Source organism: Paenibacillus sp. MB22_1, assembly GCF_047200555.1.
In the GTDB taxonomy this organism is placed as follows: Bacteria; Bacillota; Bacilli; order Paenibacillales; family Paenibacillaceae; genus Fontibacillus; species Fontibacillus phoenicis.
Window position 1 is genome coordinate 2,333,435 of the sequence record NZ_JBLADV010000001.1, and the last position, 14,238, is coordinate 2,347,672.

At 53.4% G+C, this 14,238-nt stretch carries 13 protein-coding genes and 1 riboswitch; of the genes, 8 read left to right on the forward strand and 5 right to left on the reverse strand.

From position 1 onward, the window contains the following. Positions 1-26 precede the first annotated feature (26 nt). The 5 genes from queC to ACL02P_RS11060 all read left to right on the forward strand — a co-directional run bounded on the left by queC (position 27) and on the right by ACL02P_RS11060 (position 3,997). Positions 27-695: a 7-cyano-7-deazaguanine synthase QueC gene (gene queC / locus ACL02P_RS11040; RefSeq protein ID WP_009226072.1), complete on the forward strand. Its 669-nt coding sequence runs from the start codon at positions 27-29 to the stop codon at positions 693-695. Beyond that, a complete protein-coding gene (gene queD / locus ACL02P_RS11045; protein WP_009226071.1) occupies positions 692-1,186 on the forward strand; it encodes a 6-carboxytetrahydropterin synthase QueD in 495 nt (164 codons plus the stop codon). The genes queC and queD overlap by 4 nt, the downstream gene beginning before the upstream one ends. Continuing rightward, entirely contained in the window at positions 1,179-1,940 is a 762-nt protein-coding gene (gene queE / locus ACL02P_RS11050) for a 7-carboxy-7-deazaguanine synthase QueE (protein WP_009226070.1), read from the forward strand. The genes queD and queE overlap by 8 nt, the downstream gene beginning before the upstream one ends. A gap of 501 nt (positions 1,941-2,441) precedes the next feature. Further along, the gene (gene queF / locus ACL02P_RS11055) at positions 2,442-2,939 is read left to right on the forward strand and encodes a preQ(1) synthase (protein WP_009226069.1); all 498 of its coding nucleotides are present in this window, start codon (positions 2,442-2,444) and stop codon (positions 2,937-2,939) included. Positions 2,940-2,998: 59 nt separating this feature from the next. Continuing rightward, positions 2,999-3,997: a 2-hydroxyacid dehydrogenase gene (locus ACL02P_RS11060; protein ID WP_009226068.1), complete on the forward strand. Its 999-nt coding sequence runs from the start codon at positions 2,999-3,001 to the stop codon at positions 3,995-3,997. 62 nt (positions 3,998-4,059) lie between these two features. Here the strand turns inward: ACL02P_RS11060 and ACL02P_RS11065 are convergent, their stop codons facing one another. Further along, the gene (locus ACL02P_RS11065; RefSeq protein WP_009226067.1) at positions 4,060-4,641 is read right to left on the reverse strand and encodes a PadR family transcriptional regulator; all 582 of its coding nucleotides are present in this window, start codon (positions 4,639-4,641) and stop codon (positions 4,060-4,062) included. 6 nt (positions 4,642-4,647) lie between these two features. Further along, positions 4,648-6,171, reverse strand: coding sequence for an MDR family MFS transporter (locus ACL02P_RS11070; RefSeq protein WP_009226066.1), 1,524 nt, complete (start codon positions 6,169-6,171; stop codon positions 4,648-4,650). Between the two features lie 202 nt (positions 6,172-6,373). On the opposite strand from ACL02P_RS11070, the gene ACL02P_RS11075 reads away from it, so the two are divergent. Together ACL02P_RS11075 and ACL02P_RS11080 are read left to right on the forward strand one after the other, a co-directional pair. Beyond that, the gene (locus ACL02P_RS11075) at positions 6,374-7,459 is read left to right on the forward strand and encodes a M24 family metallopeptidase (RefSeq protein WP_009226065.1); all 1,086 of its coding nucleotides are present in this window, start codon (positions 6,374-6,376) and stop codon (positions 7,457-7,459) included. 259 nt (positions 7,460-7,718) lie between these two features. Further along, positions 7,719-9,164, forward strand: a complete 1,446-nt coding sequence (locus ACL02P_RS11080; protein WP_412837244.1) for a methyl-accepting chemotaxis protein — start codon at positions 7,719-7,721, stop codon at positions 9,162-9,164. 79 nt (positions 9,165-9,243) lie between these two features. Here the strand turns inward: ACL02P_RS11080 and ACL02P_RS11085 are convergent, their stop codons facing one another. Continuing rightward, on the reverse strand, positions 9,244-10,608 hold the full coding sequence (locus tag ACL02P_RS11085) for an ISNCY family transposase (protein WP_019007868.1): 1,365 nt from the start codon (positions 10,606-10,608) through the stop codon (positions 9,244-9,246). A gap of 190 nt (positions 10,609-10,798) precedes the next feature. On the opposite strand from ACL02P_RS11085, the gene ACL02P_RS11090 reads away from it, so the two are divergent. Then, the gene (locus ACL02P_RS11090; RefSeq protein ID WP_412837245.1) at positions 10,799-11,041 is read left to right on the forward strand and encodes a hypothetical protein; all 243 of its coding nucleotides are present in this window, start codon (positions 10,799-10,801) and stop codon (positions 11,039-11,041) included. A gap of 64 nt (positions 11,042-11,105) precedes the next feature. On the opposite strand, the gene ACL02P_RS11095 is transcribed toward ACL02P_RS11090, so the two are convergent. Continuing rightward, positions 11,106-12,275 (reverse strand): KamA family radical SAM protein, encoded by a 1,170-nt coding sequence (locus ACL02P_RS11095; RefSeq protein ID WP_412837246.1) that lies wholly within the window; start codon positions 12,273-12,275, stop codon positions 11,106-11,108. Between the two features lie 161 nt (positions 12,276-12,436). Further along, positions 12,437-12,579, reverse strand: a riboswitch (cyclic di-AMP (ydaO/yuaA leader). 23 nt (positions 12,580-12,602) lie between these two features. After that, the gene (locus tag ACL02P_RS11100) at positions 12,603-14,186 is read right to left on the reverse strand and encodes a cobyric acid synthase (protein WP_412837336.1); all 1,584 of its coding nucleotides are present in this window, start codon (positions 14,184-14,186) and stop codon (positions 12,603-12,605) included. Between the last annotated feature and the right edge of the window lie 52 nt (positions 14,187-14,238).

Below are 14,238 nucleotides of genomic sequence, written 5' to 3' on the forward strand. Positions count from 1 at the left end.
TATTAAAGAAGACGGAGGGTTTTTTTATGCTTAAAAAGGAAAAAGCGGTTGTTGTGTTCAGCGGCGGTCAAGACAGCACAACCTGTCTGTTCTGGGCGATCCAGCAATTCGGCGAGGTTGAGGCCGTGACGTTTGATTATGGCCAACGCCATAAGCTGGAGATCGAATGCGCGAAATCGATTACCGCCGAGCTTGGCATCAAGCATACCGTGTTAGACATGAGCCTGCTTGGCCAATTAACGGCCAACGCTTTGACGCGCAGCGACATTGCGATCGAGCATCAGGAGGGGGAGCTGCCAAGCACGTTTGTGGACGGCCGCAACCATCTCTTCCTCAGCTTTGCTGCCGTACTCGCCAAAGGCGTAGGTGCCAAGCATATCGTCACCGGCGTCTGCGAGACCGACTTCAGCGGTTATCCCGACTGCCGCGACGTGTTTGTGAAATCGCTGAACGTGACTTTGAATTTGGCGATGGATTACGAGTTTGTGATCCATACGCCGCTCATGTGGATCGACAAAGCAGAGACCTGGAAGCTAGCCGATGAGCTTGGAGCCTTTGATTTCGTGCGCGAACGGACGCTTACCTGCTACAACGGTATCATCGGCGATGGCTGCGGCGAATGCCCGGCCTGCAAGCTGAGAAAAGCTGGACTGGACAAATACTTGCTGGAACGCCAGGAGGCGAATTCACGATGAACCGGACACCGGGGGAATTTCGCATCGTTGAAGCGCTGCAGAAGCTGGACCAGGACATCCGCCGGGACCAGCTACGTTACCACCGCCGCCGGGTGCTGGTGAGCAAGGAATTCACTTTTGATGCCGCGCACCACCTGCATGCGTATGACGGCAAATGCAAAAACCTGCACGGCCACACGTACAAAGTGGTGTTTGGCATCAGCGGCCGGCCGGATGAGATCGGCATGACCGTTGATTTTGGCACGATCAAGGAGATTTGGAAGAACGAAATTGAAGCTTATCTGGACCATCGTTACATTAATGAAACGCTGCCGCCGATGAATACCACCGCCGAAAATATGGTGGTGTGGCTGTTCGAGAAGATGGAGGAGGCGCTGCAATCGGAAGCTTATCGCAATCCGGTGCTGGAGGCCCGGACGGAGTTCGTCCGCCTCTATGAGACGCCAACCAGCTATGCGGAAGCGAGACGGGAGTGGATGCAGGATGAGTAAGGAAGCGACCACACAAGAGCACCGCGAGCTGCCGATCCCCGTCATGGAGATCTTTGGCCCCACCGTACAAGGCGAGGGTATGGTGATCGGACAGAAGACGATGTTCGTCCGCACAGCCGGCTGCGATTATCGCTGCTCTTGGTGCGACTCCGCCTTCACCTGGGACGGCAGCGCGAAGGAGATGATCCGCCGCCTGACCCCGGCGGAAATCCTTGGCGAGCTGCGCGACATCGGCGGCGACCGTTTCTCCCACGTCACCTTGTCCGGCGGCAACCCCGCCCTCCTGCCGCAGCTGGCCAGCTTGGTGGAGCTGCTTCACGCCGAAGGCATCACCGTCGCAGTCGAGACGCAAGGCTCGCGTTGGCAGGATTGGCTGGCCGAGGTCGACCAGGTGACTCTGTCGCCGAAGCCGCCAAGCTCGGGCATGGACACCAACTGGGACGTGCTGGACGATATCGTCGCTAGGCTGGCTGCCCGGCCTCACCCGCTCGCCGTCAGCTTGAAGGTCGTCGTGTTTGACGATGACGATCTGGCTTACGCCAAGCGGGTGCACACTCGCTACCCCAACGTGCCGATGTACGTGCAGGTGGGCAACCCGGACGTGAAGCGGATGGACATCCAGGAGCATGCGTCCGACCTGCTGCGCCGCTACGAAGCGCTCATCGACAAGGTAATGGCCACGCCGGACCTGAACAATGTCCGGGTGCTGCCGCAGCTCCACGCCCTCGTCTGGGGCAACAAACGCGGCGTGTAGCGGAAGTTCAAAAATCGGCTTTCGATCACGAGGCGAATTCGAGGGTGCAGGTTCGACGTCGAATCTTGAATTCAGCCGAGCCTTCCGTTGCTCACATAGCTCCTAGCTATGCTCCGCTACTCAGTCTCTAGCTTCATCCAACCTTCTCGGTGCTCCAAACCCGATTTTTGAACCTTCATTGAAACGGCAGTTCATCAATCGGCTTTCGATCACGAGGCGGATTCGAGGAGGCTGGTTCGGCATCGAATCTTGAATGCAGCCGAGACCTCCACCCCGCGGCTAACGGACACCAGAGACGTTATTTGAGGCTCCGAGGGAGCTTTCCAAATCTACCGGACTCAGTAGACCTTATTTTGATGTAAAACAGCACATCGGCTGCGATAAAAGCCAAATAAGGTCACTGGAGTCCGTTACAACAGGAAATGTCCGGGAAAAAGGCAAATAAGGGCTGTACGGTCCGCTAGATTGCTTTAATGAATATATCTATAAGGAGGGCTTCACATGGCCGGAAGAAAACCCGAAGAAATGCAAGACGTGACCCTGCTGGGCAACCAGGGCGTCAAATACCCTTTTGACTACGCGCCTGAGGTATTAGAGACCTTTGACAATAAACATCCGTACCGTGATTATTTTGTAAAATTCAACTGCCCGGAGTTTACCAGCCTTTGCCCGATCACCGGACAGCCTGACTTCGCCACCATCTACATCAGCTATATTCCCGATATCAAAATGGTGGAAAGCAAGTCGTTAAAGCTCTATCTGTTCAGCTTCCGCAACCATGGCGATTTCCATGAGGACTGTGTGAACATCATTATGAACGATTTGATCAAGCTCATGGATCCGAAGTACATCGAAGTCTGGGGCAAATTTACGCCGCGCGGCGGCATCTCCATCGATCCTTACTGCAACTATGGCCGTCCCGGCACCAAGTACGAAGCGATGGCGGAACATCGCCTGCTTAATCATGATATGTATCCGGAAAAAGTCGATAATCGCTAAATCCTTGTCTACGTGGTGTGCGTAACAATGGATCTATCCCCCTGAGAGAGGAGAACCTCATGAAACCAAAAGTGTTTATCTCCCGGCCGATCCCCCCGGAAGTCGAACATTATCTGGCAGAGCATTGTGAAATCCGCAAATGGGAAGGCGACGAACCGATCACCCGCGCCCAACTTCTAGCCAGCTTAAGCGACGTCGAGGGATTGTTGACCGCGGACCGCAGCATCAATCAGGAGCTGTTGGATCATGCCCCCAAATTAAAAGTTGTCAGCAATATCAGCGTTGGCTACAACAACTTTGATCTCGAGGCGATGAAAGCCCGCGGCGTGCTGGGAACCAACACCTCGGCCGTCCTGAACGACACCGTCGCCGACTTGATTTTCGCCCTGATGCTGGACGTCGCCCGCCGGGTATCGGAACTGGACCGATACGTGAAGGCAGGGAAATGGAAACGCGGTGACGGCCAAAACCTGTTTGGTCTCGACGTCCACCACAAGAAGCTTGGCATCATCGGGATGGGGGAAATCGGCGAAGCGGTGGCCCATCGGGGGCAATTCGGCTTTGGGATGCAGGTGCTGTATCACAACCGCAGCCGGAAACCGGAGGCCGAAGCTAGGCTGGGTGCCGTTTATTGCACCCTGGATGAGCTGCTGAAGGAAGCGGATTTTATCGTGCTGATCACGCCGCTCACACCGGAAACGCGCAAGCTGATCGGCGCTCGGGAATTTGCCTTGATGAAGCCGACGGCTGTGTTCGTCAACGCCTCCAGAGGGGCTACCGTTGACGAGCAGGCGCTGACCGCCGCTTTGCAGAACCGTCAAATCTACGGCGCGGGATTGGATGTGTTCGAGAAGGAACCGATCGATCCGGACCATCCGCTGCTGAAGCTGCCAAACGTAGTGACCTTGCCGCATATCGGATCAGCGACAGACCAAACTCGCCGGCAAATGGCGATGCGGGCCGCTGAAAACCTGGTGGCCGCCCTCGAAGGCCGAACGCCGCCAAGCTTGGTCAAAGAACTGCGGCCGGATGCACCAGACCAAAACTCAAATAGATAAACCTAAAAAAACACCCCGGATACCGTCAGCGAAAATCGCACACGGTGCCCGGGGAGTTTCTTTTATTCCTCTTCGTTTAGCAAATCAACCGGATCGCGGTCCCCCAACCGTCCGGCCTCGGCGTCTTTGAGCAGCCGCCGCAGCCAATTGAGCTCCGTCCGGGCATGCTCGTAACGTCCGACCATCAGGTGCAGCACGCTCCTTGGTACGATCCCCCGATGTTCTTCGTAAACCTGATAGCTCAAATTGACCTCATGCTCCGCTTTCCGAATCCGGTCCTGCAACATGGCGATCAGCTTCTCCCGGTCCCCATACCTGGCAAAGACCAAAGCAACATGCAGCGGATGATATCCGGACACTTCCTCCTGGAACCGATCGATCAGCAACTTCTGAAAATACTCCCGGCCCTTGTCCGTGATCCGATAGACCGTCTTGTCCGGACGGCCCTCGCCATAAATCGTCTCCACCGCCTCGATATGCCCCGATTTGGCCAACTGGTCGACGGCGTAATACAGCGAACCGATTTTGAAATTGCCGTGCTGGTCGAGGAACCGATCCCGGATACGGATGAGCATCTCATAAGGATGCTGATCCTCCTCGAGCAGCAGACCCAAAATACAAAGACGGATCGCTAAAGCTTTCATTGCTGCTTACCCCCGCTGATTCGACGGCTTTAACGCCTTGCGCTCGATTCGGTCCTTCGGCATGGCGAGCACGACCAGCACTGCGCAAACGGTCGGAATGAGGGCCCACATAAACGTATGGGCGATCGAAATGGACAACGCCTCTGTAATTTTGTCCAAAATCGCCGGCGGAATCAGCGCTCTTTTCTCCGGACTCAGCGCTTCCCGGGTATCGCCGAAATTCCCGCCGCCTTGTCCCATTCCAGCAAACGCATCGGCCATGGCCCCCGACATCAGGTTGCGTTGCACGATACCAAAGATCGTAATCCCCAGCGTCATGCCCAGCGAACGGAGGAACGAGTTGGTTGATGTCGCCGCTCCGCGCTGCCGCATGTCAAAGTGATGCACGGACGCCATACTGAGCACCGAGAAGGAGAAGCCAACGCCAAAGCCGGTCAGGATGCTGTAAAGCGTAAGCAGCATGCGAGACGAATCATTCGTTAACGTGCTAAGCGCAAAGATACCGCCGACGAAGCAAACCACCGACAAGGCCATCACCGTGCGGTATGGTATGCGGGAAGCGAGCATCCCGCCCAGCATGCTGCCGACCACCGAACCGATCATCATCGGCATCAGAATAATGCCGGAGTTGGTCGCCGATCCGCCGTAGACGCCCTGCACGAAGATCGGGATATATACCGTAGCAACGATAAATACACTCCCGTAAAATAAAGCCAACAAACAGCTTGTCGCGTAAAGCCGATTTTTAAACATATCAAACGATATGATTGGCTCTTGCGCTTTCGTTTCGAGCAGCAGGAACGCGGCAAACAACACGGCAAATCCCGCAAACAAGCCCAAAATCACGCTGGAATTCCATGCGTATTTCTCGCCGCCCAGCTCCAAGGCAAACATTAGGCACACCACAGCGCCAACCAAAGTAAATGCCCCGCCCCAGTCGATCTGCTGCTTCGCGTGCGTCAGCGACTCCTTATAGTAGAAGATAATCAACACCAACGACACGATACCGATCGGCACATTAATGTAGAAAACCCAATGCCAACTTAGCGAGTCGGTGATAAACGCGCCCAACAATGGGCCAAAAATACTCGACGTGCCAAACACGGCACCCATGAGTCCGGTCATTTTCCCCCGCTGCTCCACTGGGAAGATATCGTAAATGATCGTAAACGCAATCGGCATCAGCGCTCCCCCGCCGATCCCCTGGATCGCGCGGAAAATACTCAGCTGCACGATGCTTCCGGCGAGCCCGCACAACACGGAGCCAAGCAGGAACATCGCGATGCCAAATAGGAAGAAGCGTTTCCGGCCATACATATCCGACAGCTTGCCGAAAATCGGCGTCCCCGCCATCACCGTCACCATATAGGCCGAAGTCACCCAAACGAACTGCTCCATTCCGCCGAGATCGGCAACAATCGTCCCCATGGCCGTCGTCACGATCGTGTTGTCCATCGCTGACATCAGAATCCCCAGCATTAATCCGAACAAGATGAGCCGGGTAGAATTTTTCGTTGCAGTAGCCAACATCTTCTCTCCTTTGTTTCATATTCAAATTTGAATAATCTAACTTCTTCCTATTTTATTGAAAATATTTAAAAAGTAAACCTTTTACCTAAAAAAGCAATCCGTCCCGCCCTGGCCCGCCCGGCGCAACGATCCTAACTATCGTTCCTCCCCGCATTGGCCTATAATAGAACAAGAGACTGAACGAAAGGAAGTTTTTTGCAAAATGAATGATAAATGGACTGCATTAGAACGCAAAATGCGTGAATCCGGCGTCAACACGCTGCTGATCACTGATCCGAAGCATGTGTATTACCTTACCGGCTTTCTGAGCAATCCGCATGAACGCTTCCTCGGCGCCGTCCTTCAGGCGGGAAGCGAGCCTTTTCTGGTCGTCCCTGCGCTGGATGAAGAGGCAGCCCGCAAAGCCGCGGACTTAACGGAGATCATCACCCATAGCGATACGGACGACCCTTACGCCCTCTTGAAGCAACGCCTCGCGGGCTCGCTGGGTACGCTGGGCTTTGAGAAGGAGCAGGTCTCCGTGGCCAACTTCGAGCGAATGCAGGAGAAGCTCTCGTTCTCCGAATCTGTAGATGTTGGATCTTGGCTTCGGGACATGCGGGTGCGGAAAAGCCCAGAAGAAGTCAGCAAGATCAAGCACGCCGTACATCTGATCGAACAGGTGCTTAGCGAATCGCTGAAAAAAGCAACGGAAGGCGTAAGCGAAAACGAGCTTGTTGCGGAAGTCGAGTACCAAATCCGCAAGCTCGGCGCAGACGGGCCTTCCTTCGATTCCATGGTGCTGTCCGGCGAGAAAACTGCCCTGCCGCATGGCGTCCCCGGCGACCGGCAAATCCGGCGCGGCGATCTGCTGATGTTTGACATCGGCGTTTATGCGAATGGCTACGCATCCGACATCACGCGTACCTTCGCGGTTGGCGAGCTGACCGAGGAACTCGTCCGGATTTATGAAACGGTGCTGGCAGCCAATGAAGCTGCGATTGCCGCCATCCGGCCGGGCGTCACCTTCGCCTCCATTGACCGCGCCGCCCGCGAAGTAATCGAAGCTGCCGGCTATGGACCTTATTTTATCCATCGCCTTGGCCATGGGCTGGGGATCGACGTGCACGAGTTCCCTTCGGTTCATGGGGAGAACGAATTTCTCCTCGCAGAAGGCCACGTCTTTACGGTTGAACCTGGCATTTATGTGCCAGGCATCGGAGGAGTTCGTATCGAAGATGATGTGCTAGTCACAGCAACCGGCGTTGAAGTGCTCACATCTTATCCGAAACAATTAACTTATATCTAACATGTAATGTAATATTCATACTCGAAGAGCCCTGGCGATCTCCAAAAAATGATTCGCAGGGCTCTCTTTTTAGCTTTTTCCGATAGATTTAGACGTTTTTTTTTGAAACTTTTTACGAAAACCAAAAAATGTAGGAATTTTTCGTTTTCAAAGGACCTTTTTTCCTATAAAATGATACTTATGAACCGCTGGTTAAAAAGAAAAGAGAGACAGCCAGGCGTATACTTCACATTTTTTAAGGGGAACGGAGAGGATTTTCGTGTTCAAGGTCATTAATCGCTCCATCAGCCGCAGATTGATGAGTACCTATGCGGTGATTATTGTCGTATCTTCACTTTTATTTAGCGTCAGCTTTTATAACATCTCTATGGGGATCATTGAGCAAAATGTGCTGCCACAGTTCGATAAAGTGCTGCAAACTAGTACTCAAGACATCTTCAAACGGTTAGATACGACCCAATCCCTGCAATTGCTCAGCGGTAAAGATAACTCCCGTTTTGCGGTGGAATCGTATTTGACGAAGAGCACTAAGGACTACAACTTGAGCACTGCTTATTTACTACATATTCAAGATGACGGCGCTACAGTTCTGGCGACGAATGAGAACTCGGAGATGACCCCCGGCGACAAGCTGGAGCTTCAGCCGGCCATGACCGCTGCGGCCAATGGCGGGGTACAAATCAGTGAGTTGTATACCGACAAATTCGGCTCGCACAAAACAGCTTTCATCGCGATTCCCGGCAGCAAAGCGATGCTCGCCGTGGGCCTTGACGCTACCTTCATCGATAAGAAGAAAGACCAAATTTTATACATCTGTATCGGCATCACCTTGCTTGTCATTGTGGCGGGCATGGCGGCAGCTTACTTTGTTAGTACGCGAATCACGAAGCCGATCCGAAAGCTCGTGACGGTCACGGAACAAATGGCTGGCGGGGACTTCCGCCATACCATCGAAGTGAAAGGAAATGACGAAATCGCCCAATTAGCCGGGAGCTTCCAAACGATGACTCATCAGCTCAAAGACATGTTCGCTGCCGTGATGCAAACGTCCCGGGCGGTCGTCGACGGCTCAGAGAACTTGTCCCGTTCGGTTACGACGTTTGAGGATCTGATCGCCCGTTCCAATGTAGCGACGAAGGAAATCGAAGCCGGCAGCATGACGATTGCGTCCGCAGCGGCCGAAAACGCCCGTGCGATGGAAGAAATTTCGCAAGGTGTACAGCACATTGCCGCTTCGTCTGCCGAAGTCACCGAACAGATTGGACAAGCTGCGGATGAAGCCGGTGCCGGGAATACTTTGGCACAAACGGCGGTTACGCAGATGCAGCATGTAGAAGATGCGGCTAATCGGACGCTGGGGCATATCCGCACGCTGAATGATCGCTCGGAGTCAATTTCAAACGTTGTCGTAACCATTACGGAAATTACGAAGCAAATTAATATTCTGGCACTGAATGCGGCGATCGAAGCGGCACGGGCCGGCGAGCACGGCAAAGGGTTTGCTGTCGTCGCCGAAGAAGTCCGTAAGCTGGCTGAGCAGTCCCGCCAGGCGATGGAGGAAATCGGTGAGAACCTGCTCAGTATTCGAGAAGAATCGGAAAACTCCGTCAACGCTATGCAACGGGCCAGCGAGGAAATCGTTTCCGGAACAGAACGGGTGAAGCAAGCTGGTCAGGCGTTTGAACAATTAACTAGTTGCTCCTGAAAAAGTCGATTTTCAAAAATAGTTTCGGGTTGCTGGCTGGGTTGTGAGGGGGAACTTTCCCTAATGATCGGTTTCCATGTTAGTTTTGGAGCATTTTTGCCGCTCTTTGCAGGTTGTGGGTCAGAATCCCGAAGCCGACCCAGCATTTTGAGCCGACAAAGCCCCGATACCTGCTGCGGTTCAAACCGTACTTCCGCTTGAGAAGACTAATCTTCGCTTCTCCAGCTGCACGGTAACGCTGCAAGTCTTTGAACCATAATTCGTTTTCGTACTCGGATCGGGCAATGCCTTTTTTGCCCTTTCGCGGCAAGCTAGCTCGCTTCACACCAAGTTCGGTAATGGCCGTTTCGTTCTTCTTGCTTGAGAAACCGCGGTCGGTCGCTACAGCTTGCGGCGCTTTGCCGAATTGCTTGATATGCGCCTGTACAGCGGGAACGAGCAGTTCATCATCCGAGGGGTTCCCCTCGTAGACAGCGTAGCCGGTCACAAAGCCGCTTTCCGTCTCGTCGATTCGCACCTTGTAGCCGAACTCAGTTCCTTTGGCCAGCTTACCTTTCTTAATCGGTCTTGCTTCCGGGTCAAAGAAACTGACGATCCGATCTGCGATGATTCGATTGCCGGAAACGACCTGTTTGGCTTGTTCCAACAACTTGCCGGTTAGCGTGACCGCCTCGGTCAGTTTGGTTTTACTTTGTCGAAGAGCAGCTTTGCCCTTGTCTTGCAGTTTCTCGATAACGGCTTGCGCCTTGTTCACAACGTTCTCGGCTACTTCGATTACGCTCCCAGTGATCCGGTCAACTTCTTCCCAAGATTCACGGGTGCGGCGACGTAGAACTTTCGCGATGGACAGAATCTTTTCCTTGATTTCTGCCGTACGATCTTCAAAGCCTTGAACAGTGTGGGAGGCGACTTTCCGGATTTTCTGAATCGTTCGAGTGATGACTTTTACGCCATCTTGCAACAGCGTAGCGTCTGTCGGGTGATGGATGTCGGATTCCACAACCGTCGTATCCGTGCGCAATTTGCGGGTTTTCAGAACGGCTTTTTCCTCACACTGCTTTACGAGTGCGGCATTGATGTCTTCGACGATCTTGTCGCCGTAGCGTTTGCGGGCATAGATGAGCGTAGACGGGTCGGGCATCGGTTCGTCGATGGCAAACCGGCAGAACATTCGCCATGTGATGCTGTCACCGACTTCCTTCACGAGTGACTCGTAGCCCAAATTGTATTTATGCTTCAGGACCATAAGACGGATGTACTTTTCAATTGCAAGCGTAGGACGGCCGCTTTTCTTGCCTTTCGGGTGCAACTCAGTAAACGGTTGAAGAAAACGGTCGTCGTCCAGTAATTGATCTATGATTGCAAGCTCGACCGGCAACTTTCTAACAGATTCCGGGAGAATGGCATCCCAGATGGTCAATTGCTCGTCTCGAAGTTTCAACATTTTCTTCACCTCTTGGAAGGATTCCCGAGGGCTTCTGTTGAACTCCTATAGCAAAGGAATTCTTCCCTCGGGGTGTGGAACTTTGTTATCTCGTCAATAACAATTTCCATTTTGAGGTGCTGAATTCCTTTTAATTATGCTCAAAACACCCTGACTTTTTCAGGGGAAACTAACTAAGCTGATTCAGAACGTGAACTTGACGATTCAATCGGTCTCAGCATCCACCCAAGAGGTATCCGCCGGTACCGAGGAAGTGACCGCATCGGTGGAGGAATCCGCCAATATTACCGCCAAGTCGCTCGCTAACGTGGAGCAAATCAGCAGCTATTCGCAGCAACAACTGAGCGAAATGGAAAATCACGCGCGTACGGTTCGTTCGCTGCATGAGCAGGCGTTGGCGCTGCAGGAGTCGATCGCAAAATTCCGGATCTGACTCTAAAAACAAAACGTACCCTTCACGCTCCCCTGATCGGGGAAGCGGAAGGGTACGTTTTGTTTTATCCCGTAATGGACACTGCGCTTGCAGCGTCTTCCATTGGCTGATCCGACTGCGTATCCAGCTTCGATTCCGGCTTCTTCCAGTACGCTTCACTGCCTGGCAGATCGTCGAACCAGGTAGCATCATCCGGGCAAGGCAAAATCATAAATTTGCCGTATTCACCGTCCCGGGACTGATGATATTTGAGATAAGCCTGCCCGTTTTCAATGGCCAGGATTTCGATTTTTCCCGAAGAATGGCTCATTGAAAGCCGCACGCGTTTGCCAAGCCCCGATGTACGGGCTTTCGCTTCCTCCACTAGTTGATATGCTCGTTTCAGCGGGATCACGAAATCAGCATTTCCGGCAACGGGACGATTGATAAAGAAATAGTACGGAGTGACGCCGGCCCACGATAAGCGGTCCAGCAATTCGCCAAGCACGGCCGCATCATCATTGATGCCTTTGAGAATCGGCGTTTGATTAACCACGATAGCCCCAGCGTCGTGTAACGCCTGGAACCCTCTTTTGGCTTCAGGGGTAATTTCGCGCGGATGATTGATATGCGCCATGACATAAATCCGTTGGTCTACAGTGGAGAACTCCCTAATCAGATCCAGCAATTCCGGATCTTCATAAATACGCATAGGATTAAAAACAGGAATTTTGGAGCCGAGTCGGATGATTTTTACATGCTCAATGGCTCTTAGCCGTTCGAGAATCGAACGCAGTTTCTTTGTAGCCAAAATCAAGCTGTCACCGCCGGTTAACAGGACGTTGTTGATCTCCGGATGCTGGGCGATATACTCGATGCCAGGCGTGACATCCGCCATCGCTTCCTTCACATCGTTGCGAAACAACCGTTTACGGAAGCAATACCGGCAATAGGAGCCGCAAACCTCGGACACGATCAGCAGCGCGGTCGTGCGGTATTTATGCTGGCAGCCAGGCACCACATAGTTCGCCGCTTCGTCGGAAGCGTCCCAACGCCCGTATTCCTTCAGCTCTCCCGTATTGGGGATCACCAACTTGCGGATCGGGTCCTCTGGATCATTCCAGTCGATCAAATTCAAATAGTAGTCATTCACCCGAAAAACGAATTTGTCCGTAATCGGTTTCAACTCCTGCCGCTCCTGCTCGGACAACTGGCTCACCTTGGCAATATCGGTGATGTACTTCGGACTAGCCATAAATCCTCTCCTCCTTTAATAGTGCGATGCGTAAAGAAGAAGCTCGAAACTTGCAGTGAATGCGAGTACTCCACCGAATGCTCGGGTCAAAGGTCTTGCAGAACGCAAAAAGACCCCGCTTCAAAGAACAGGGTCATTAATTGATGACTGAAATAATATTAAAATGACCCATCCACTGCAAACGAGGTTAGCTGACGGGCTCGGGAAAGATGGTTCCCTACGTTAATCCTACAACGATTCGCCCCAAAAGATTGGTTCCCCCGCTTTTCGACTTTACCCATCGAAAATTAAGCGTACTTTTATCCTACCCTAACATCACCCGATTTGTCAAAGCTTACCTTGGATCCCGGCGATGTCGTAAATGAGATCCATGCGCAAATGCCTGCGAACCTGCTCCGCTAACCGATCGAAGGCTTCCTCCTTCCGCGAGGAAGAAACAAAGGTGACGCTCAAAGGTTCGAGCCCTTTGCTCGTACGCAGTCCGTCCAGCCAAGCACGTCGCCAGGCATCATTATGGAACACTCCGTGCAGATACGTCCCAAACACCCTGCCATCGGCGCGGGCTGCGCCTTCCGGATGTGTTTGCGTCTCAGCCTGTTCTAACTCCGGGGCTGTCCCTGACCCTTGTACTGGCTCCTCATTGACCCGAAGCATAAATAAGGGACGAGTGTCCCGCAGCTGCTGGGTCGAGCCGGCATGAATCTCATAGCCTGAGATCGGCAGCCGGCGGTTCTTAGAGTGCAGCGATATCGGCTGGTCCTCGCACGTATAGCCGTGCACCCGTACCGTTTTTTTGCCTGGGAGGAAGGTTGTTGCCAAGGGGAGCAGGCCCAATCCTAACGCAGACCTCGGTTCATTGGACTCCACGCCTTCGGGGTCATGCAGTTGTTCTCCCAGCATTTGATATCCGCCGCAGATTCCGACCAGCTGGGTGCGCGTCTCCTCTTCAATCAGGCTGCAAATAGCCTCCGCCAGCCCTTGCCTACGCAAAAATTCCAGATCGCTGATCGTATCCTTGGTCCCCGGTAAAATCACCGCATCGGGATGCCCAAGCTCCGACAGCTTGCTTACATAACGTAGCGACACGTCCGGTTCGGCGGCCAACGGATCAAAATCGGTGAAGTTGGAAATATGCGGGTAACGGATGACTGCGATGTCCAGTTCCTTACTTGGCGCTTGCTCTGGATGGGCAGGATAGGTATCCAGGACAACGGAATCCTCTGCTTCGATATCCAGATCAGGCAGAAAGGGGAGCACTCCTAGTACGGGGATTCCGGTCCGCTGCTCCAGCCAATCCAGCCCGGGCTGCAATAGAGACAAATCGCCGCGGAACTTGTTGATAATGAACCCTTTTACGCGGGCGCGTTCGTGTGGCTCAAGCAGCTCCAGGGTACCAACGAGAAAAGCAAAAACGCCGCCGCGGTCAATATCCCCCACCAAGATCACGGGAGCATCCGCCCATTCAGCCAAGTTCATGTTGACGATATCCCGTTGCTTCAGGTTGATTTCCGCCGGGCTCCCAGCCCCCTCGATCACCACAATGCCATGCCTATCGCGGAGCCGACCGAGCGCTTCCATGACCAGCGGCTTGGCATGGGGCAGAAACTCCTCACGATAATCAGATGCGCTAAGGTGACGGTAAGGACGCCCATGCACAACGATCTGCGAGTGCATGTCCCCGGTTGGCTTGATCAATACCGGATTCATGTCGGTGGTGGCAGCGATGCCGCAAGCCTCCGCCTGAATCCCTTGGGCCCGTCCAATTTCTTGGCCGTCCGCCGTAACATACGAGTTCAAGGCCATATTTTGTGACTTGAACGGAGCCGGTCGAAGCCCATCCTGCGCAAAAATACGGCACAGCGCCGTCACGATCACGCTCTTGCCCACGTCAGACGCCGTCCCTTGAACCATGAGTACAGCACCTGATGCTGATGCGCTTTTTTCCTGATCCTGATCCAGAAGC